A 19,853-nucleotide genomic window follows, 5' to 3' on the forward strand; every position below is an offset into this window, starting at 1 on the left:
ATGGAAGCCGTCGCCAGAAGATTTGCAGTGGGGGCCTGCTATGACGCCATTTGCTTCGGTCCAAGCGTCGGTTGCGCAACCCTTTTTTGACGCCGTTCCGTTGCCGCTGTCGAAAGTTGAGCGGTTGGCTGAGGATGCGGGACTGCCAGGATCCATTGTTTCTCAGCCCCGCGGCATCATTTCATTGCGCGCCGCCGAGAAGTTCATGGTAAAGCTCGACCGCCATATCAAACACCCGACTTATTTTATAGAGACTCTCCGAACACCATCCGCGTCAGAGCAGACATCTGTGGCCAATATTGCCCTTTCACGTTCAATAACCGGTGTCGAAGCGGTCGAGCACATCGCACGACGCATCTCCGCAATTCTCTATGGCGCGGCCTTCCTGACCGAGCGCGATGGCGCACGAATATGGTTGTTGCGTACGGCGGGCACCACCGACTTCACTGACAATTGGCCAGTGCAGCAATATAACCTGGAAGTTGGATTGCAATCGGTGCGGCGGGTTGTCGGCCGCAAGGTCAGGCCTCGTGCTCTGCGATTGTCCAGCCATGTTCAAAAAGCGGACCTTCCAGGCGCATGGCGTGAACTGCCAATAACTCTCAGCCAACACACAATGGGCTTGGCTTTCGATTTGGATGAACTGCTTGGCGGGACCAGCGGCATAGTTCGCAACGGTGAAGCTACGGGTACGAATGTTGGCATGCAGGAAGCAGGTGTCTATTCGATGCGTGCTTGTCTTGAGACTTTCCTTGGTCGTGCGGCACCAGAATGCTTGACGGAGAGCATGGCCAGAGCATTTGGAATGAGTGCTCGCACTTATCGAAGGCATCTCAAATGGTTGGGCCTTTCTCACCGTCAGTTGGTCTCAGACGCACGCCTTTCAAAAGCTGAGGCGATGCTTACTGACCCCTCAATCTCGATAACCGAGATCTCCTTTGAATTGGGCTATGCCAATTCTCCTGCCTTCACGCGATTCTTCAGAACCCGTACAGGCCAAACACCGCAGGAATTTAGGCAAAAGTATATGCGATAGTGGTTTTGGTCACCTCAGTTTCATAGACACTAGTTCTGGAAAGCTGCCATTCAAATGCTATGCAGCATTCGGTAGTTTCGGGCTCAGAGCAGCCGTTCGCTGCGTTCAGTCTCAGTGACCGCTCTGCGGACTTTGCAGCAGTTGCCCTGTCGGGTGTTTGCTGACGCAGCATTCGCTCGCGACCGCGGCGTGGTTTTCGCTGTGAAGCAGCATGTGCTACCAGAGCAGTCAATGAAGGTCAGTCCGAGAGGACAAATCAAATCCTCCCTTTCGTCGCAAACGGGATCGACTATCGAAGAGCCGGACTGTGCCGCCGTTCGCTGCGGCTCCACGGCCACCTACGCTATCGCGCTTCGCCGACACGCGTGTTATTCTTGCTGGGAAACACGGATTTGGTTAAATCCAAACACCACTGTACCAGCGCGCAAAGGCAGCCACGTTTGGCTCCAGGTCCGGTTGAAACCGGCCCGGTCTTGCGTCCGGGCATGCCAAGCCCTTCTGTTGGTTTACGAGTGCTTCGATATCTTCGTCGAGCGCGGCATCCATGCGTTTGAGATAGGCCGCCGCTTTCTCGCCAAAGTCGGGCAAAGCGATGGTTTCAGGCGGGAAACAGGACGTCTGGACCACTCGGCATTTGGACGTGCCAAGCGGATAGGCTTCATAGCACCACAAAGCATCGCGGTTCGCGGCGAAGGTCATATTCGGGAAGATCCATGTATAGCGAGCGCCCTTACGCGCCTTACCTGTCAGTCCGGGTATTTCGGGAAGGGATTTGTCCTGATCGGCCTCAAGCAGACCCCCGGTACCTTCGGTTGCGCCGAACTGACTGGCATAGGCACCGGTTACGACATCTGGAGCATCCGGTTTGTCATAGACGCTGTCTATTGAATCCGCGTGAACAAACGGCAGATGATAGTATTCGTTGAACACTTCGAGGAAGATCTTCCAGTTGCAGTCTACTTCGACTTCCTGTCTGCGGACCGTTACGAGTTGATCCATTGGCCACGGGGCGTGCAGTTCGGCGAAATCCCCGAGGTAGGCATCGAGCTCGGGGGCATTTGGCGACAGGCAGACAAAGGCGAAACCCAACCGTTCTTCGGCCCTGTAGGAGATCAGGCCGTTATCAGCTTTGTCGAAATCCTGAGCGCGCTCCATATGCGGCGCAGCGACCAGCTTGCCGTCAAGCCCGTAGAACCAGGAATGAAACGGGCAGCGCAGCCCCTTGCAACTGCCGGTTCCGTCGATCAGGCGCGCCCCACGATGGCGGCAGCTATTGGCAAAGGCGCGCAATTGGCCGGTCTTGTCTCGTAGCAGGATGATGCTTTGTCCGGCAATATCCAGCGTGATGAAATCACCAGGCACGCGGACCATATCCGCCCGCCCTACGCCGATCCAGCCGCGCCGAAACACGGTTTCAGCCTCGTCCGAAGCCACGCTGTCAGACACATAGTAAACCGGCGGAATCGACGAGGCGGCCTCGGCCGGTTTGGCGCAGTTGGCGAGATCGGGATCATGCATCTTGTTCATTTGCGTTTTTCTCAGGCTTTGCGTGTTTCGGCCAAGGCGCCATTGGTCAACGGCACCCGAACGCCTGGCTGTAGAACAGCCGGATCATAGGCGGGACGATCAAAAACCTGGCGCACCATATCCGCAAAGAACCCAAGCGGTTTGCTGGGATAGTCAGGATCGAAACTGGATTGATCCCAGCGTTCACAGAATTCCGCGCAATCATCGAAATAAATGCTTCCGCGATGAGCCTCGCGTTTATCTGGATTGGCTCCGACATGCTCGCCGAAGTAAACCAGTTGGAAATCGCCATGCGTGCGCACGCACCAGGTGACCTGTTCGCGCAGGAAGGGCTTCAAAATGGTGGCCGCATATTCGTCATGGTTATGTGGAGCATAGATATCGCCGATGTCGTGCAGCAAAGCCCCGACGATCCAATCGGTATCTGCCCCGTCATGCCAGGCTCGCGTCGCCGATTGTACCGAATGGCCCAGTCTCGTGACCTGATATCCTGAGAGGCTTTTGTCGAGCTGCTCTAGCGCATCCAGCAGACGGTCGGCCGTACCTTGGCAGTATTGGCGCTCCAAATCGTCGAGAAAGGCATAATCCTCCTTATCTCCATCCTTCATCTGTCTAAATTTCACCTGATCCATAGAGCTATCCTTGAATTTGCGCGTACATAGATGCTTGCCCACGTATTGCTTTCGAAAATCTAATTGTTTGAGTTGATCGACAAATCATTTTTGTTCCGTCAAAAGCATAAGTATGAATTATGTCTATGGTGCTTTCTCATGACCTCCAAACTCCCTCCTCTGGCTTGGTTCCGGGCGTTCGAGGCGGCCGCCAGGCATCTGAACATGACCGTGGCAGCGCAGGAACTCGGGCTGACCCAGCCTGCCGTCAGTCAGCAAGTTCAGCTATTGGAACACCGGTTCCGCATGACGCTGTTCGAACGGCGCCCCAGGGGGCTGGCACTGACCGACGCAGGCAGGAGGCTGTTACCGCAGGTTTCGGAATCGATTGGCGGGCTGACACGCTTGATTGCCGAGTTTGACAGCCAACAACAGGCGAAGAAGCTCAAGATTGCGGCCAGCGCAAGTTTCACACGGGCTTACATCACACCTGTACTGCCCGGCTTCCTCGACATGCACCCCAATCTGCGCATGCGGATCAGAACAACTCTGTGGCATGACGATTATTTGAACTCGGACGCGGATCTGGAAGTCCGTTTTGGCTCGAACGGCCTTGCGGGAAAAGGCGCGCTCGAACTGTGCCCGGACCGTGTCGTGGTCGTATGTGCTCCGAGCTTCTTTGAAGCACCGCCTGGATGGGCTGACATCTGTTCCGCGCCACGAATTCAGACTGCCGCCATTTCAGAAACATGGGAAAGATGGGCCACCGCTCTGAAACTGCCCAAGCCGGAAGGCGAGGTGCATGTGGTGGACTCGCATGGGCTTGGCCTCGATTTCGCACTCTGCGGGGCCGGGTTGGTGCTGACAAGCTTGCTAATGGCGGCTCCCCATCTGCTGAATGGCGATCTGGTCATGCCTTACAAGGGATACGTAGACGCAAACGAGAGATATTTCGTCGCCATCAACGAAAGTACGGACAACCTCTTTGCGAAACCTCTTGCCGACCAGATACGGCAGCATACTATGAAGTTGATGCAATCAGTGCTTGATGAGTTCTTTCAATAGGGTGCAGGTCGCATCCAAATTCTACCGTTGGTCAAAGATGATGATAGAAGAGCGTCATCGAAGGTTGCCGAAACGATGACTGCTACCAACAGATTTGCGGTCACTCTTGGTGATTGCAGCATCGTCGAACGGCTGGCTTGACCATCGATTTTCAGCCGAAGCTTCTCATAGTTGCGCGAAGGACGGTCTCAATGTCGCCCTTCGCCCGAATGTGCAGGCTATGTCAGCTATGCGTCCGCGACTTGTCAGGGTCATAGATGGGACTGGAGGTGATGGTGGCCGTTGTTTCCAGACCTTCGCCTGACACGATGAGAGAGGTCCCCACCATAAGACTGGGGTCAACATGGGCCAGCGCTAGGGATTTACCCATCCGGTGCGAATAGCAGGGGCTGTTGATCGTGCCGACTTCCCGACGGTCCAACGTCAGCATTTCACCGCCTTCGACCATGTCCGGATGGTCGATATCCAGACAAACGTTGTTGACCTTCTCGGCCCCTTTCGCCGCCATGACCGCCGATTTGCCGCGAAAATCGCCCTTGGTTCTGCTCACCGTGAAGCCAAGTCCCACCTCCCAAGGCGTGTTCTCCTCGGTCATGTCGTAGCCGTAGAACAGCAGGCCCGCTTCGATCCGCACCTTGTCGAGCGCAGTGAAGGAACAGGGCATGACGCCGGCCTCGACCAGTTTGTCCCAGATGTCGGTGATCACCGAGCCATCGGCAAAGATCTCGTAGCCACGTTCGCCGGAGTATCCGGTGCGTGAAATCCGGCAAGAATGACCAAAAAGCACCGCAGGCGCATGCTCGAAATAGGCCAGAGTGCCCAAGTCGATATCCGTATGCGCGTTGAGAATATCCAGCGACGCAGGTCCCTGCACCGACAGATCATGCAGATCATCGGTGAACTGCACCTGAACATCGCGCCCCTCCGACGAAGCCTGCAAAAGCGCCATCGTGTCGCCCGAACCGTGCACGATCATCCACTCGTCCCCGCCGTTGTTCGACACGATCGCGTCATCGGCGATCCCGCCTTGATCGGTGAGAACACATAGGTAAGCCGCCTTTCCTGGCGCTAGTTTCGACAGGTCCCGCGTGGTCAGGTGATCGAGAACCGCCTGAGCGTCTGGCCCGCGCACAAACACCTTTTTCAAAGGCGACATATCGAACATGCCCGCGCGCTCGCGAACCGCATCGTGTTCATCATTGGGATCGGTGTCATAGGTCCAGGCGGTGCCCATCCCATTCCAGTCCTCCAGCCCAGAGCCAAGCGCGGTGTGGCGTGAGGCAAGGGCGGATGTGCGGCTAAGCTCTTCGGTCATGGGTGTTCCTTTCTAGTACCATTCGTCCGGCATCTGCGCCTTGCGATCCGACACGAAGTCTACGAGCGCTGCCTGAATGCCGGGTTTCATTTCGGGTTGTTGATAGTCGTTCAGCATCTGATGCCACCGCGCGGTGGCACGTTGATCAGCGGTCAGCGCACCATTTTCAGACCAGGTCTCGAATGGCCCGGCATCAGATATCTGTGGTTCAAAATTCGCCGTCGTGTAATGGCGAAGCGTGTGGCTGGTCGACAGGAAATTCTCACCCGGGCCGGTTTCGAAATAGGCGTCCTGACCAAAGGCCTCGTCATCGGTATCGAAGCCTTGCAACAATTTCAGCATCGCGCCGCAATGGTCGAGGTCCATGATGAATTTCTCATAGGACATCACAAGCCCGCCTTCGAGCCAGCCCGCTGCATGCCAGACCTGATGCGCACCAGAGAGCAGTGTAGACCACATCGCCCCGGTGCTGTCCTGCATGGCTTGCCCGTCCGGCGCGTTGGACGCGGTGATCTGCCCCCCGCCAGAACGCACCGGCACGCCCAGCCTTCGTCCCAGTTGTGTGAGCGCCATGGTGGTCATGTTTGCCTCGGGTGAGCCAAAGGTCAGCGCGCCTGTGCGCAGGTTCATGCTGGAGTGGAATGACCCGAACACGACCGGACAGCCCGGGCGGACAAGCTGCGCAAGGGCGATGCCCACCATGGCTTCGGCCAGCGTCTGCGCCGCCACCGCAGCCGGGGAAAGTGGACCCATGGCGCCTGCGAAAATCGCCGGTGAAACACAGACACATTGGCCTGCCTCCGCATAGATGCGCAGAGCCGACGACATCGTATCATCATAGATCAGCGGCGAGTTGACGTTGATGTTGCCTTGCATCACCGCGTGGCGCTCCATGACGTCGCGGCCAAAGACGAGGCGCGCCATCTCGATACTGTCGCGCGCCCGGTCGGGTGCGGTGACAGACCCCATGAAGGGCTTGGTCGACAGCGTCAGATGCGCCAACATCATGTCCAGATGGCGCTTGTTCACCGGAACATCTGTCGGCTCGACAATTGTGCCGCCGGAATGGTGCATGGCAGGTGCAAGATAGGCCAGTTTCACGAAATTGCGGAAATCCTCAAGCGTCGCATAGCGACGCCCATTTGCCAGATCGCTGACAAAAGGAGAGCCATATCCCGGCATCAGCACAACGTTGTTGCCGCCAAGCGTTACCGTCTTGGCCTGGTCGCGGGCATGCAACTGAAATTCGGCCGGGGCCGTGCCGCACAGCGCGCGAACCTGACCCGGCTCAAACCTTACGCGTTCACCGTCAACCCGCGCGCCCGCCTGGGCGAAAAGATCCAGCGCCGTTTTGTCCCCTCGAAACTCGACACCGATTGTGTCCAGAATCCAGTCCGCCTGATCCTCGATACGGGCCAACGCCGTTTCATCTAGCAAATCGTATGCAGGTATCTTGCGACCCATGAACGGCGTGTTCTCCGAGGGCGCGTTATGACGGGACAGACGGCCCCTGCGCGCGCTGCTGCGGCGACCCTGAGGTGCTGTTGTGTCTGTAATTGCGTTCAAATGTTCCAACGCCATCTCTTCGTTTGTGAGCCTGAACGCAGATTTTGAGTATAAAAATCAGTTTGAAAATCGAATTTTTCTGTTCTTTGCGTATAAACAATTTATACGCAAAGCCTATGAATGCCCGCTTTCATCACCATGATCTGCTCAGGCTGTTTGCCGAAATCGCCCGCTATTCCAGCTTTTCGACAGCGGCAGCGGCGCTCAATATGACCAAGGGCGCGATCAGCTATCAGATCAAAACGCTTGAGGCCGATCTGGGGATGAGCCTGTTCCAGCGCACCACGCGCGGCGTCACTCTGACCGGAGAAGGGCTGAAACTGCTGGCGATCTGTCAGACACGGTACGACGAGATCGAGGCCGAAATTCAGGTCTTAAAGGGGATTTCGACCCTCTCTCTGACAGTTGGTGTTTCGACCTATTTCGCCGCACGCTGGCTGTCGCCGCGTCTGATGACCTTCATGCAAAGCCACCCTGATGTGCAGCTTCGCATTCAGCCGATGGTCGAGTTTTTTGAAGCTGAGATGCAGGGCGTGGATCTTGCAATCAAATGGGGCAACGGGAACTGGAACAACGGCACCGTGACACCGTTCATGCCGATGCCGTCCTTTCCAGTCGGCAATGCCGATGTTGCGGGGCGGGTGGAGCGGCTGGGGATCAGGGAGGCGGTCACAGAACTAACACTGCTGCGCGATCGCGAAGACAGCAACGCCTGGTCTGAATGGTTGGAACGTGCGAGCCTGCCGCCACAAGCGCGTAGAGACGTGTTGATCGTGCCGGATCCCAATGTGCGCGTTCAGGCTGTGATCAACGGCCAGGGCGTCGCTTTGATGGATGATCTGGTGGGTGATGAGTTGGCAGCAGGCAAGCTTCATCGGCTGTCTGACATCGTGCTGCCAGACTATGGGTACTTCATCGTCCGGCCAGATAGGGCCACGGCGTCGGAACCGGCGACGGTGTTCTCGGATTGGCTTCAAGATGCAGTTTCAGCCCGCAACCAGTCTAGGAATGCCGCGGCCCTTTGAGGTACCTTGGACCTGTCCCGCGATTTACACCTTTGATGCAGTTGAAACGAGATCGTTTGGTGTCGCATGGGGGCACTGGCCAATTCAAGCGCGCCGAATGTGTTGAATTCCGAAGATCAATCTGCCCGCCGATCGCGCCAAGTTCTAACCTGTCTTCAACCGCGTATTTTTCGGATCGTGCGGGCTGCCAATGGATGCTGCGCATTGCATCAATTGGAAGAGTGCGCCGCGAAGCGGACGCAATTCTATCAGCGGGAACAACTCCTATCGGTGGTTGAGCTTAACTGAATGGAGGATGGTCTCGACTCACGAAGCAGTCGAGCTGTGTCAGTGGCGGACGTTCTTTACCTCAATGTCGAGTGGCGCAAATCTGTCTAATTGAGTGTCTCAGCTTGTACTAGATGAGACAGTTTTTCCGACAAGGCGTGTCGCCTCAGGAAAATGCTACTCAACCCACAAAGATTGCATCAGCCTTTCCCAAACAAGGAGGAGAGGAACAATGCAGCCAGCAAAAGATACCTTGGCGTGGATGTATGAAAAGATGGTGACCAGCCGTCGTTTCGAAAACGCCATCGAGAAAATCTACATGGAAGGCAAAACACCGGTCTTCAATATGGCCGACGGCCCGATTCCGGGAGAGATGCACCTGTCGGATGGTCAGGAGCCGGTCGCCGTGGGCGTCTGTGCCCATCTCAACTCCGAGGATGTGGTCACTGCAACGCACCGACCACACCATCAGGCGATTGCCAAAGGCGTAGACCTGAAAAGGATGGCAGCCGAGATTTTCGGAAAGGCCAGCGGCCTGTCCGGCGGTCGTGGTGGCCACATGCATATCTTTGATGCGGACGTGAATTTCGCCTGTTCCGGCATCATTGCGCAGGGCATGGGCCCAGCAGCGGGTGCGGCGTTGTCACGCAAGATGCAGGGCAAGCCCGGCGTTGCGGTGTCCTTCATTGGTGAGGGTGCGGCCAACCAGGGCGCGTTTCACGAGGCGCTGAACCTCGCTGCCGTCTGGAAACTGCCTATGATCGTCGTGGTCGAGGACAATGCCTGGGGCATCTCGGTTGCGAAAGAGGCGTCGACCGCGATCCAGCGCAACTCCGATAGGGCTGCGGCCTATGGTATCCCGGGCCACTACATCCCCGGAAATGACCCGCTGAAAATCTACGAGGTCGCAGGCGAGGCCATTGAACGGGCACGCCGCGGTGAAGGCCCGACACTGATCGAGGTCGAAACCTACCGTCTGGCCGGGCATTTCATGGGTGATGCCGAAGGTTACCGTCCTGAGGGCGAAAAAGACGGTCTGTTCGAGAAAGATCCGATCCCGACCATGCGCGCAAAACTGCTGGCCGATGGCAGCTTCACCGAAGCGGAACTGGACGCTTTGGAAGCCAACGCCGAAGCCGCGGTCAACGAGGCGATCAGCTTTGCCCGTGAAAGCGCCGATCCGAAACCCGAAGACGCGCTTACAGCCGTGTTCGCCTGAGATCCTGGGGAGGAATGACAATGGAAAATGAACGCAAATTGACGATTGCGCGGGCCATGGCGGAAGCGATGGCACAGGAGATGCGCGTTGACCCGACCGTCTTCGTTATGGGTGAAGACATAGCGGATCTGGGCGGGGTTTTTGGCAATACCCGTGGCCTTGCGGAAGAATTCGGCAAGGAGCGCGTGCGCGACACACCGATTTCCGAAACCGGATTCATTGGGGCCGCTGTTGGTGCCGCGCAGGACGGTATGAAGCCCGTGGTCGAATTGATGTTCGTCGACTTCTTCGGTGTCTGCTTCGACGCGATCTACAATCTGATGGCCAAGAACACCTATTTCTCGGGTGGTAATTTCAATGTGCCGATGGTCCTGATGACCTCGACCGGCGGCGGCTATTCCGATGCGGGGCAGCACTCGCAATGCCTTTATGGCAGTTTCGCACACCTGCCCGGCATGAAGGTGGTCAGCCCGTCGAACGCCTACGACGCCAAGGGGTTGATGACAGCGGCGATCCGCGACCCGAACCCGGTGGTCTACATGTTCCACAAGGGGTTGCAGGGCATGGGTTGGCTCGGGACCGAGGCGGGCGCCATCGTAAATGTGCCAGAGGAAACCTATGAGGTCGAAATCGGCAAGGCGGCGATTGCCCGCGAAGGGCGCGACGTGACCATCGTGTCGATTGCCCAGGGCGTGCATCACGGGCTGAAGGCCGCTGATGCGCTGGCAGAACAGGGCATCAGCGCCGAGGTGGTTGATCTGCGCTCTCTGGTGCCGCTGGATCGCGAAACGGTCCGCGCCAGTGTGGCCAAGACCGGGCGGCTGATCGTCGTGGACGAGGATTACCACAGCTACGGTGTCTCGGGCGAGATCATCGCAACTGTGACCGAAAGCAACATGGCCGATTTGAAGGCTCCGCCGATGCGCATCGCCTATCCGGATGTGCCGATCCCGTTTGCCCGCGTGATGGAGCAGCATTGCCTGCCCAATGCCGACAAGATCGTGGCGGCTGCGCGCGAAGCCTGCGGAGCGCCGGTTCCGGCCTGACACCAATACGACACATCGCAAATCATCTGCCACCCTGACATGGTCGGGGTGGCCACAAGAGGAGACTGCCAAGTGGCAACCGATATCATCATTCCATCCGACCTCTGGGACGGCGACGAGGAATGCGTCATCACCGCCTGGCTGGCGAGCGATGGCGGAAATGTCAATGAAGGCGCGCTGATCGCCGAGATCATGACCGCCAAGGTCCAGTACGAAATCACTGCCCCGGCCAGCGGCACCTTGAGCATTGCCAAGGCCCAGGACGAAGTCGCGGCCAAGGGCGACGTGATCGGGACGGTCACATGAGCGACGCAGCCACCGCGGAGGTCAAGGTCGTACCCTTGCGCGGGGTGCGCGGCATGATCGCCGACAAGATGAGCGCGTCGCTGCGCGAGGCGGCCCAGCTTACGCACCATGCTCGGGTGGACATGACGGCCCTATTGGCGGCCAAGGCTGGTTTCAAGGCGAAGGGTGCGGCGCTCTCGGTCGAGGACCTGCTAATGGGTACGCTCGTGCGGACGCTGAAGCGGCACCCCGATATCAACGGCACCGTGCAGGGCCGCGAGGTGCATCTTTCGGAGACGGTCGATCTGGGCGTTGCGATCGCGCTGCCCGGCAACCTGCTGGCCGCGCCCGCGATCTTCGGCGCCTGCGCGATGTCGCTTGAAGAACTGCGCACGGCCCGGCGCGACCTGGCCGAGCGGGCCCGCAGCAACAAGCTGACCGTGCCCGAGATGACGGGCGGCACCTTCACGATTTCCAATCTCGGGCTGTCCCGGGTGGAACAGTTCACGCCGATTATCAACACCCCCCAGATCGCCATTCTGGGCATTGGCCGAAGCGTCGAAACCCCTGTACGCGAGGGCGATGCGTTGGTCTGGAAACCCTATGCGGGGCTATCTCTGACATTCGATCATCGCGCCATCGACGGGGCGCCCGCGGCGGATTTCCTGACGGATCTGTGCGCGGAAATCGAGGGGTTCACGCCATGATCGTCGCTCCCTTTGCCACCGCAGCGGACGGGATTGCACGGGAGGCCGCGCTTTTACAGTCGGGGCGTCCCGCCCTGTTGCTCTGGCAGGCCGACACGCGCGCGCTTGTGTTGCCTTCGGCCGTGGCGCGGCGCGGAGGCGTGCAGCCCGTGACAGCTGGCCTTGAACGCGATGGGCTCGATATCGTGTCCCGGGGCAGCGGCGGCGGCATCGTTCCGCAAGGGCCCTGCACCCTGAACCTGGCCATGGTCCTGCCCTGCGCCTCGGATTTAACCATGCAGCATGGCTATCACCTGATCTGCGGCGCGGTCGCTGAGGCGCTGACCCGGTTCGACATTTCCACGCAGACAGGCGCCTGCCCCGGATCGTTCTGCGACGGGGCGTGGAACGTGCTTGTGGAGGGGCGCAAATTGGCCGGCACCGCACAACGCTGGCGCAGCACGCCGAAAGGGCGGGTGGCCCTACTTCATGCGGCGATCATGCTGCACATGCCCGACCCCGGCCATTGGTCCGATCTCTGCCTGCTGCATCAGGCGGCCTTTCCGGACCACCCCGCGCTTTGCCCCGAGGCGCATGCGCCGCTCAACAGGCTCATGCCCGGAAACATGAGCTTAACCAGCTTTCCCGGAGCGTTGATCAGGGCCGCGGAGGACCGGCTTTTTGCATTCACGCACCGCGAAGACCAAGCGGCATGACCGCGAATAAACACCCACTGGGAGGAGAAGACATGAATATTCGTTTCCACCGGCTCGGCAAATCGGACGAGGATCGCGTGGCCATGAGCCGCCGCATGTTCCTGATGACGACGACCATGGCCGGCATCACCACCAACGCCATGATGGGCGGCGCGGCCTTTGCCGCATCGGAGGTTCTGACCGAAGCGCAAGGCGCCAGCCTGCTGCGGATGGTGCAGGATATCTATCCACATCCGGGCATCCTGCAACTGTCGCATTACGAGGCAATCGCCGCCACCGTCTTGACCAATGCTGAGGCCGACGCTGACATGGCCAAGGCCCTGACCGACGGGCTGGAGCAGATCGATGCTAAGGCCCAAGAACTCTTCGGCGTGCCTTACACCGAAATCGAGGACCCGGACGCGCGCGAAGGCCTTCTACGACACTTTCAGCACGAGGGCTTTTTTCAGGGCGTTCGCTGGACCGCCTATTTCGGCATCTACGACAACAAGGATGTCTGGCCACTGCTCGGATATGAGGGCTCATCGGTGGAGCATGGCGGTTACATCGATCGCGGCTTTTCGGACATCACCTTCGTTCCCCAGGGTCCGACCCTGGAAGAACGCATGGCTGAAGTTCAGGGATAAGGAAGAGGGGCAATGGCACAATTTGATCTCAACGACGACAGTGTCGTCGTCATCATCGGCTCGGGTGCGGGCGGCGGAACGCTGGCCAACGAACTGGCCCAGAAGGGCATCAAATCGGTCGTTCTCGAAGCGGGGAAACGTTTCGACCTCGGCGACATCGAGAACGACGAATGGGCGATGTTCCAGAAGATTTCCTGGCTCGACAAGCGCTATTCGGGTGGCGGGTGGCATGGCTCGGTCAACCACTCGACACTGCCCACCTGGATCGTCAAGGGCTATGGCGGCTCGACCATCCACTGGGCGGGCGTGGCGCTGCGTTTCAAGGACTATGAGTTCAAAACCCGCAGCACCTATGGCGAAATCGACGGCGCCAATGTCGAAGACTGGCCTGTCGATCTGGAAGAAATGACGCCCTGGTACGAAAAGGCCGAACTCAAGATGGGCGTCACCGGCAAGACAACGGGCATGCCGCACCTGCCCTGGAACAACGGCTTCCGGGTGCTGGCCGAGGGCTGCCGCCGCACAGGCCGCACCGATTATCGCTCGGGGCCCATGGCGATCAACTCGGTCGACCGCGACGGCCGCCCGGCCTGTCAGCAGATCGGTTTCTGCATGCAGGGCTGTGCCATCGGTGCGAAATGGTCGACCATGTACACCGAACTGCCCCGCGCGGAAGAGACCGGCAAGTGCGAAATCCGCACCGATGCCATGGTCCTGAAGATCGAACATGACGACGCGGGCAAGGCCAACGCGGTGGTCTATGCCGACAAGGACGGCAACCAGCACCGGCAAAAGGCGCGGGTGGTCTGCGTGGCGGGCAATTCCATCGAAAGCCCGCGGATGCTGCTCAACTCGGCGTCGAACATGTTCCCGGACGGGTTGGCCAACTCTTCGGGCCAGGTGGGCAAGAACTACATGAACCACACCACCGGCGGGGTCTATGCGGTGCTGCCCGAAAAGGTGCATATGTATCGCGGCACATCCGTGGCCGGGATCGTGGGCGACGAGGTCTACCACGATGCCGGGCGCGGCTTCGCAGGTGGTTACTACCTGGAGTTCCTGTCGCTGGGTTTGCCCTTCATGGCGGCCTTCCTGGAGCCGGGGAATACCGGCTGGGGGCGCAGCGTGGCCCGCGCGCTCGAAGGCTATGACCGCATGTCGGGCGTCTGGGTGCTCGGTGAGGACCTGCCGCAGGAGCGCAACGCGATCACGCTCCATGACAGCGAGGTGGATCAATACGGCCTGCCGGTGCCGATCGTCTCGAAAACGCCGCATAACAACGACTACGAGATGACGGCGCATATGTACGAGACCTCGGCCCAGATTTACGAGGCCGTGGGCGCGACGGATGTCTACGAGCTGCCCGCTTACCCGGCGACCCACAACATGGGCACCAACCGGATGCATGCCGACCCGTCCAAGGGCGTCGTCAACGCCTATGGGCAAGCGCATGACATCGACAACCTGTTCGTGTCGGACGGCAGCCAGTTCACGTCTTCGGCGGCCTGCAATCCGACCCTGACTATCGTGGCGCTGGCCATCCGCCAGGCGGAATACATCGCCCAGGAGATGAACGCGCAGAATATCTGAGCATCTGGGTTTGCCTCCCTGAATGCGGTCGGGCCTTCGTGCCCGGCCGCGTTTGTTTGTGAAATGATGCCAGCCATTGGGCCAGGGGGGCGAATGCATGTCCGCACAATGAATTGGCCATGGATGTAGATAAGGCTTACCGTGCTAAGCGCGGGCCATACTCTTGTTAAAACGGGCTATTCCGGCCGTTGAAGGCCTTCGGAGGCGATCCAGCGGTTGATCGTGGCCCGGCTCTTGCCCAGCAGCCGCGCAGCCTTGGACACGTTCCAGTTCGTGCTATCCAGCGCATCCCGCAGGGCGGCGCGGGTCAGCGCCTTGTTTGTGTCTTCGTTCCGATCCAGCAGGCGCAAAGGCAGATCGGTTATGTTGATCCGCTTGCCGTTGCCGCAAATCAGCGCCTCGCGCAGGACGGCGCGCATTTCCCGCCGATTGCCAGGCCAGTGGTAGTTGACCAATACATCGCGGGCGCTGTCCGCAATCTCGATTTGGTCGGCGAAGCTTTCGGCGACGACGTTTTCCAGCACCGTTTCGCAGTCCCGCTCAGAGAGTGGCGGCAATTCTACGACAGCTTGTCCAAGCAGATACAGAAGGCTTCGAGGAAGGCTCTCGTCACGTTCCAGATCGGCCCAGGACCTGCTCGCGGTGAACAGGACGGCGGGCGGCTGTGCCTTTGTGCCTGCAACACCCGGATCAACGTCGAGGAAGCGTTCAAGCACGACCTGCGCCTCTGACGACAGGTTTTCGATATTACGCAGAATCAGTGTGGGAACCGTGTCGCCAACCGGATAATCGCTGAGGAAATCCAGGCTGTTCAACGCTTCCGCCAGATCGGCGTCCGACGTGCTGCGGGACGTATCAAGGTTCAGTCCCATCGGCGACAGCAGGGATTGCTCTTCCAGCAGGGCTCTGGCGAAGCCTTCCACCCCAACACCCGGGTCACCACAGATCAGGAGCGGCACACGATGGGCAAGGAGTTTGCGCGCGCGATCTGCGACAACAGCAATGCCGCCGCCTTCTTCAACCAAGCGCCCCAACGTCGTCTCTTTGTCGACCCGTGCAGAAATGTGTGGTGCTTCGGATTGAAGCACCCTGCGTCGCGGCGGCACCACGGCGGGTCCTCGCAGGGTGACCTTTAGCCCTTTGATCTCCGAAATGTGGCGCCCGGCCAGGTTCTGGTGTTCGGAAGGACGCGCATTGTCACGCCATAGAGGCAGATGAGAGATAATGGTTCCTTCTTCGTCGCAGGCCACCAACGTCTCGAAACTCCGCCGGGTTCTTGGGTCTTGAGACAATAAGCGCCCCGTCAGCTTGTCGGCATGGAAATTGCGAAACAGGCGGGTCTGGAATTGCCGCGAGGCGCGTCTGACCACCTGTTCACACAGCGCGTGCTCCTCTTGTCGACGCCGGGACGATCCAACCAGGGTAATGGTGCCGATCAGGTTGTTCTGAGCATCGGTGAGCGGTGCCGAACTGCAGCTGAAGTCATGAAAGCAACTGTAGAAATGCTCGTCGCCATGCACCGTAAGCACCCGGCCGCTTTCCAACGCCATGGCAATACCGTTCGTGCCGGCGACACGCTCATCCCAGACCCCGCCACGGACAAGTCCGCTTCTGTGAAACTCGGCTTCCATGCTTTCGGGCACATAGGATTCGATGACGATTCCATCTGCGTCGGTGATCAAAAGGCAATAGCGGGACCGGCTTGGCAACAAGGCGGAGTTATCGACTTCCGTTACCGCCCCGCCAATCTGATCGAAGAACCGTTCGTTGCGTTGCGCGATTTCACTGGCCTGCAATCGCATGATAGGGGATTTCGTGCCAGACGACAGGTTGTACTTGGACAGGCTCCGATCCCGGGAAGATCGGATCAGTTCTTCAAACGCCGACCTCTTCATCTGGCCCGACACTGTCATTTCCCCTTACTTGAACCTCTCCGTCAGCCCGCTTTGCACTCGCAAGTTTCGTCCAGAACTGTTTACATGTCCAATCTCGTTACGAGCGGGCGATCAGGACAGGTCTTCAAATGCCTCCAGCGCACGACCGCCATAAACAACCGACGGACCGCCGCCCATTTCGACCGCCACCGAGATCGCTTCGATGACCTCTTCCCGGCTGGCACCATGGTTCAAGGCCGCACGCAGGTGGAACACGATGCAGTCTTCGCACCTTATCGCGATGGATATCGCAAACGCCATCAATTCCTTCGCCTTGCTATCAAGAGCACCTGCACCAGAGGCAGACTTGACCAGTTGGCTGTAGGGGCTCATGACCGAAGGAATTGCCTTGAAGAGTGCCCCAACACGATTGTCTATGGATTTCGCATGATCCTTGTAGCTCGTCGTCAATTGCTGAGTGCTCCGTCAGGTTTCGGGAAACGCTCGGAACGGCATTTCACCGAAGCCGGTTGCGCTTCAAATCCGGTCTTGTTGTCGGGAACAAGTATTGCTGAACGCTCAAGACCGCGAAACCGCAAAGGGATGGTTTGAATACGGGTGCGAAAAACTGTCTCATTTCGCGGAATATGAGACGGTCGCTTTATGGAGAAACCATCCAAGTGGAGGAGGGTCAGAAAACATGCGATCGCCCACCACCCACGACGCGCATCACCATGATTGACGATCTCAAACTATGATCCAGAACGGGGCGGCGATAAACGTCGAGCGTAAACCTGGTCACCACGCAGCGAAACGCTACGTCCTCCACGTTACAGCCATGCACGCCGACCAAATGGAAAAGCTGCTTGCCGTATCCGTTCACGACTCAGAGTAGACGCTGGCATCAACTATGCAAACCCCATTGACCAATCAAAGACCTGGCAACTCGTTATCTGCACCAGCAAAACGAAACGAGCGCGACGTGGCGCGAACTTGCGCGATCGAAACATGAACATGTGCTACACATAACGCCTAGTAACCAATTGAAATTAGAGTCCAATCGTCACCATCCATTACTGCACAGGCTTCAAAAGCTATTGGAGCAACGGCTTTGGTTGTGCAGACATTGGCAAAGACTGCAGCATTCTGTAGTTTGGGCTCACTGCCCGAATTCGCTGTTTTCGGCACGAACATCGGCTCTTGTGGTTCGAACGACCGTACCTTGAACGAGACGACCGAAGATCAAAGGCTTGCTCCAAATCGCCGATGGCCGGTTCCGTTACGCCATCTCGGAGGTGCTCGCTGCGATGGCATCGGGCAGCTCGGAGCCCAGACTCACCGATGCTGCGAGGCGCACGAATGTCGGGTCTTCGAGCGACGGCCAAAAACGTGACAAAATCAAACAAGGTTTTGCCAAGGGTTTGTGGCAGAAGATTTTTCATTGATTGCGGTCGCATCTCCGAAAGTGCCAAAAACGACCGTTTATGGCACTATGGCCGCAGCGGTGCACACGCAGGGTTGCTATCGGGCTGGGACTTCATCGACAGCTGCCAACCCATTTTCCGGATGCTGTGCTTTGTATGGAAGTCGGGTTCTCAAATCGTCCTGACAGGCAAGACCAAAATACATCGCATCACTTAGCGGGCGGTGCTATTGTCGTGTTGGGGAGAACGCGAATGCCTACATTTGACAGTGAAAACGCTGCGAAGCTGCACCGCGAGTTGCATACACACTTGCCGTCAGACCCTGTGCTCAGGGTCAAGACATTGGAAAGTCTTGCAGTGGAACGTGGTCTGGTCGCACCTGAAAGCCTCGACGCTTGGATTGAAGCCTATTCCGAGCATATCGGACCGAAACGCGGGGCGCATGTAGTGGCGCGGTCATGGCTTGATCCGGGGTTTCGGACACGCCTGTTGGATGACGCGGCAGAAGCCATCAAGGAGTTTGACTATCAGGGGGACGCGAGTGCGCACCTGAAGGCGGTCGAGAACACAGACACGCAGCACAACATGGTCGTGTGCACGCTATGCTCTTGCTATCCCTTTTCAATCCTGGGGATGTCACCGGCGTGGTACAAATCGACCGAATATCGCGCCCGCGCCGTTCGAGAGCCTCGCAAAGTGCTTACTGAGTTCGGCGTGGCACTCCCTGAAGATGTGGGCGTCCGCGTCTGGGACAGCACTGCCGAGCTTCGCTATATCGTTGTCCCGCAACGGCCCTTGGGAACCGATGGGTGGAGTGAGGAACGCCTGGCAGCCCTTGTCACCCGAAACTCCATGATCGGGACAGAGCGAGATTTGAAGGCGGAGGCGGGCTGATGGACGGCATTCACGATCTCGGCGGCACTGAGGGTTTTGGCCCGGTGCCCGTAGAGAGCGGCGACAAGGATTTCCGCGACTTGGAAGATTGGGAAAAACGCGCCTTTGCGTTGAACTGGTCGCCGATTGCGCCCGGAAGCACCATAGACTGGTTTCGCCACGGGCTCGAACGCATGGTGCCTGCTGACTACCTTGCCTTTTCCTACTTCCAAAAGTGGTGCACCAACGATCTGATAAGGATGCTCGATAATGGCACGATAACACTTGAGGACGTCAAACGCGGTCACGTACAAAACCCCGTTGCGCCGCCTCCTTCCATGACCGTTGAGGAAGCTGTGGCGGATGTGGCCGCGTCGGATTTCAGTTTTGAGAGAGACACGTTGCAGCGGCCCGCTTTTTCCGTCGGAGACACGGTGCAAGCGCGGCGTCATATCAATGCAAATCATACCCGCCTTCCGCGGTACGTGCGAGGTCTAAAGGGTGTGGTACTTGCCCATCATGGTGCGCATGTGCTGCCAGACCGCAATGCCGAAGGTGTCGAGGTGCCGGAACATCTTTATACGATTGGCTTTCGCGCCGTTACATTATGGGGCGAGGATTCCGACCCACGCGACGATGTCACACTCGATTTGTGGGAAAGCTACCTTGTTCCAGCCTGACGATCCACTTGCCCCACCCCAGCCGGTCTTTGATGAGCCTTGGCAGGCGCAGGCGCTCGCCCTGGCAGACAATTTGGTCCAAGCCGGTCATTTTACCGCGGCGGCTTGGGCAGAAACGCTCGGCCAAGAATTGAGAAGCGCCGAGCGCAAAGGGGCTCCAGATGATCTTAACACATATTATGCAGCAGTCCTGAGTGCACTTGAAACGCTCACAGAGAGTGCTGGTATTTGCGAGGAGACCCGCATGCAGCGTCGCACCGATTGGGAGACCGCATACCTTCGTACCCCTCACGGGAAACCGGTTGTGCTCTAGCCTGTGAAGGCGCAGGGAATCAACGGCATGCTCGCGCCAAAGTTGATCTCAAGTTAGCGCTCACAAACGACCGTTTTTGACGCAAGAGTTTTGGCAGGGGGTTATTGGC

At 58.4% G+C, this 19,853-nt stretch carries 19 protein-coding genes; 13 read left to right on the forward strand and 6 right to left on the reverse strand.

Annotated features, from left to right (window positions below; translation table 11 throughout):
- The first annotated feature begins 100 nt into the window (after positions 1–100).
- A complete protein-coding gene (locus ACRZ96_RS10750) occupies positions 101–1,036 on the forward strand; it encodes a helix-turn-helix transcriptional regulator (RefSeq protein WP_480814505.1) in 936 nt (311 codons plus the stop codon).
- Positions 1,037–1,432: 396 nt separating this feature from the next.
- On the opposite strand, the gene ACRZ96_RS10755 is transcribed toward ACRZ96_RS10750, so the two are convergent.
- Both ACRZ96_RS10755 and ACRZ96_RS10760 read right to left on the reverse strand, forming a co-directional pair.
- A complete protein-coding gene (locus ACRZ96_RS10755) occupies positions 1,433–2,563 on the reverse strand; it encodes an aromatic ring-hydroxylating oxygenase subunit alpha (RefSeq protein ID WP_480814506.1) in 1,131 nt (376 codons plus the stop codon).
- Positions 2,564–2,574: 11 nt separating this feature from the next.
- Complete coding sequence (locus ACRZ96_RS10760; RefSeq protein ID WP_480814507.1) at positions 2,575–3,195, reverse strand: HD domain-containing protein; 621 nt, start codon at positions 3,193–3,195, stop codon at positions 2,575–2,577.
- Positions 3,196–3,333: 138 nt separating this feature from the next.
- Here ACRZ96_RS10760 and ACRZ96_RS10765 point away from each other — a divergent pair, with 138 nt between their 5' ends.
- Complete coding sequence (locus tag ACRZ96_RS10765; protein ID WP_480814508.1) at positions 3,334–4,239, forward strand: LysR family transcriptional regulator; 906 nt, start codon at positions 3,334–3,336, stop codon at positions 4,237–4,239.
- A gap of 223 nt (positions 4,240–4,462) precedes the next feature.
- On the opposite strand, the gene ACRZ96_RS10770 is transcribed toward ACRZ96_RS10765, so the two are convergent.
- Positions 4,463–5,554 carry an aminomethyl transferase family protein gene (locus tag ACRZ96_RS10770; protein ID WP_480814509.1) on the reverse strand — a complete coding sequence of 364 codons (1,092 nt, stop codon included), beginning with the start codon at positions 5,552–5,554 and terminating at the stop codon, positions 4,463–4,465.
- A 12-nt stretch (positions 5,555–5,566) separates the two neighbouring features.
- Positions 5,567–7,129, reverse strand: coding sequence for a trimethylamine methyltransferase family protein (locus tag ACRZ96_RS10775; RefSeq protein WP_480814510.1), 1,563 nt, complete (start codon positions 7,127–7,129; stop codon positions 5,567–5,569).
- A 107-nt stretch (positions 7,130–7,236) separates the two neighbouring features.
- Between ACRZ96_RS10775 and ACRZ96_RS10780 the strand changes: the two genes are divergently transcribed.
- From ACRZ96_RS10780 to ACRZ96_RS10815, 8 genes are all read left to right on the forward strand, one after another.
- Entirely contained in the window at positions 7,237–8,145 is a 909-nt protein-coding gene (locus ACRZ96_RS10780) for a LysR substrate-binding domain-containing protein (RefSeq protein ID WP_480814511.1), read from the forward strand.
- A gap of 499 nt (positions 8,146–8,644) precedes the next feature.
- Positions 8,645–9,631, forward strand: coding sequence for a thiamine pyrophosphate-dependent dehydrogenase E1 component subunit alpha (locus tag ACRZ96_RS10785; RefSeq protein WP_480814512.1), 987 nt, complete (start codon positions 8,645–8,647; stop codon positions 9,629–9,631).
- Between the two features lie 20 nt (positions 9,632–9,651).
- Complete coding sequence (locus tag ACRZ96_RS10790; RefSeq protein WP_480814513.1) at positions 9,652–10,677, forward strand: alpha-ketoacid dehydrogenase subunit beta; 1,026 nt, start codon at positions 9,652–9,654, stop codon at positions 10,675–10,677.
- Positions 10,678–10,749: 72 nt separating this feature from the next.
- Entirely contained in the window at positions 10,750–10,983 is a 234-nt protein-coding gene (locus ACRZ96_RS10795) for a biotin/lipoyl-containing protein (protein ID WP_480814514.1), read from the forward strand.
- Positions 10,980–11,669, forward strand: coding sequence for a 2-oxo acid dehydrogenase subunit E2 (locus tag ACRZ96_RS10800; RefSeq protein WP_480814515.1), 690 nt, complete (start codon positions 10,980–10,982; stop codon positions 11,667–11,669). The genes ACRZ96_RS10795 and ACRZ96_RS10800 overlap by 4 nt, the downstream gene beginning before the upstream one ends.
- Positions 11,639–12,364 (forward strand): lipoate--protein ligase family protein, encoded by a 726-nt coding sequence (locus tag ACRZ96_RS10805; RefSeq protein ID WP_480814516.1) that lies wholly within the window; start codon positions 11,639–11,641, stop codon positions 12,362–12,364. The genes ACRZ96_RS10800 and ACRZ96_RS10805 overlap by 31 nt, the downstream gene beginning before the upstream one ends.
- 32 nt (positions 12,365–12,396) lie before the next feature.
- Positions 12,397–12,990: a hypothetical protein gene (locus tag ACRZ96_RS10810; protein WP_480814517.1), complete on the forward strand. Its 594-nt coding sequence runs from the start codon at positions 12,397–12,399 to the stop codon at positions 12,988–12,990.
- A gap of 12 nt (positions 12,991–13,002) precedes the next feature.
- Positions 13,003–14,580, forward strand: coding sequence for a GMC family oxidoreductase (locus tag ACRZ96_RS10815; RefSeq protein WP_480814518.1), 1,578 nt, complete (start codon positions 13,003–13,005; stop codon positions 14,578–14,580).
- A 176-nt stretch (positions 14,581–14,756) separates the two neighbouring features.
- Here ACRZ96_RS10815 and ACRZ96_RS10820 read toward each other — a convergent pair whose 3' ends face one another.
- Together ACRZ96_RS10820 and ACRZ96_RS10825 are read right to left on the reverse strand one after the other, a co-directional pair.
- Positions 14,757–16,493 (reverse strand): sigma-54-dependent Fis family transcriptional regulator, encoded by a 1,737-nt coding sequence (locus tag ACRZ96_RS10820; protein WP_480814519.1) that lies wholly within the window; start codon positions 16,491–16,493, stop codon positions 14,757–14,759.
- Between the two features lie 93 nt (positions 16,494–16,586).
- Positions 16,587–16,847 carry a carboxymuconolactone decarboxylase family protein gene (locus tag ACRZ96_RS10825; protein ID WP_480814520.1) on the reverse strand — a complete coding sequence of 87 codons (261 nt, stop codon included), beginning with the start codon at positions 16,845–16,847 and terminating at the stop codon, positions 16,587–16,589.
- Between the two features lie 1,283 nt (positions 16,848–18,130).
- On the opposite strand from ACRZ96_RS10825, the gene nthA reads away from it, so the two are divergent.
- From nthA to ACRZ96_RS10840, 3 genes are read left to right on the forward strand one after another with little or no spacing between them, the layout of a single operon-like run.
- On the forward strand, positions 18,131–18,772 hold the full coding sequence (nthA, locus tag ACRZ96_RS10830; protein WP_475220214.1) for a nitrile hydratase subunit alpha: 642 nt from the start codon (positions 18,131–18,133) through the stop codon (positions 18,770–18,772).
- A complete protein-coding gene (nthB, locus tag ACRZ96_RS10835) occupies positions 18,772–19,431 on the forward strand; it encodes a nitrile hydratase subunit beta (protein ID WP_480814521.1) in 660 nt (219 codons plus the stop codon). The genes nthA and nthB overlap by 1 nt, the downstream gene beginning before the upstream one ends.
- Positions 19,388–19,744: a nitrile hydratase accessory protein gene (locus ACRZ96_RS10840; RefSeq protein WP_480814522.1), complete on the forward strand. Its 357-nt coding sequence runs from the start codon at positions 19,388–19,390 to the stop codon at positions 19,742–19,744. The genes nthB and ACRZ96_RS10840 overlap by 44 nt, the downstream gene beginning before the upstream one ends.
- Positions 19,745–19,853: the final 109 nt, after the last annotated feature.

It is taken from the genome of Ruegeria sp. CF1 (assembly GCF_056537445.1).

Bases quoted from the DNA above. Each gene is read 5' to 3' on its own strand.
- ACRZ96_RS10755 (WP_480814506.1), bottom strand. From the start codon at position 2,563: ATGAACAAGATGCATGATCCCGATCTCGCCAACTGCGCCAAACCGGCC.
- ACRZ96_RS10760 (WP_480814507.1), bottom strand. From the start codon at position 3,195: ATGGATCAGGTGAAATTTAGACAGATGAAGGATGGAGATAAGGAGGAT.
- ACRZ96_RS10765 (WP_480814508.1), top strand. From the start codon at position 3,334: ATGACCTCCAAACTCCCTCCTCTGGCTTGGTTCCGGGCGTTCGAGGCG.
- ACRZ96_RS10770 (WP_480814509.1), bottom strand. From the start codon at position 5,554: ATGACCGAAGAGCTTAGCCGCACATCCGCCCTTGCCTCACGCCACACC.
- ACRZ96_RS10780 (WP_480814511.1), top strand. From the start codon at position 7,237: ATGAATGCCCGCTTTCATCACCATGATCTGCTCAGGCTGTTTGCCGAA.
- ACRZ96_RS10785 (WP_480814512.1), top strand. From the start codon at position 8,645: ATGCAGCCAGCAAAAGATACCTTGGCGTGGATGTATGAAAAGATGGTG.
- ACRZ96_RS10790 (WP_480814513.1), top strand. From the start codon at position 9,652: ATGGAAAATGAACGCAAATTGACGATTGCGCGGGCCATGGCGGAAGCG.
- ACRZ96_RS10800 (WP_480814515.1), top strand. From the start codon at position 10,980: ATGAGCGACGCAGCCACCGCGGAGGTCAAGGTCGTACCCTTGCGCGGG.
- ACRZ96_RS10810 (WP_480814517.1), top strand. From the start codon at position 12,397: ATGAATATTCGTTTCCACCGGCTCGGCAAATCGGACGAGGATCGCGTG.
- ACRZ96_RS10815 (WP_480814518.1), top strand. From the start codon at position 13,003: ATGGCACAATTTGATCTCAACGACGACAGTGTCGTCGTCATCATCGGC.
- ACRZ96_RS10820 (WP_480814519.1), bottom strand. From the start codon at position 16,493: ATGACAGTGTCGGGCCAGATGAAGAGGTCGGCGTTTGAAGAACTGATC.
- ACRZ96_RS10825 (WP_480814520.1), bottom strand. From the start codon at position 16,847: ATGAGCCCCTACAGCCAACTGGTCAAGTCTGCCTCTGGTGCAGGTGCT.
- nthA (WP_475220214.1), top strand. From the start codon at position 18,131: ATGCCTACATTTGACAGTGAAAACGCTGCGAAGCTGCACCGCGAGTTG.
- nthB (WP_480814521.1), top strand. From the start codon at position 18,772: ATGGACGGCATTCACGATCTCGGCGGCACTGAGGGTTTTGGCCCGGTG.
- ACRZ96_RS10840 (WP_480814522.1), top strand. From the start codon at position 19,388: ATGTCACACTCGATTTGTGGGAAAGCTACCTTGTTCCAGCCTGACGAT.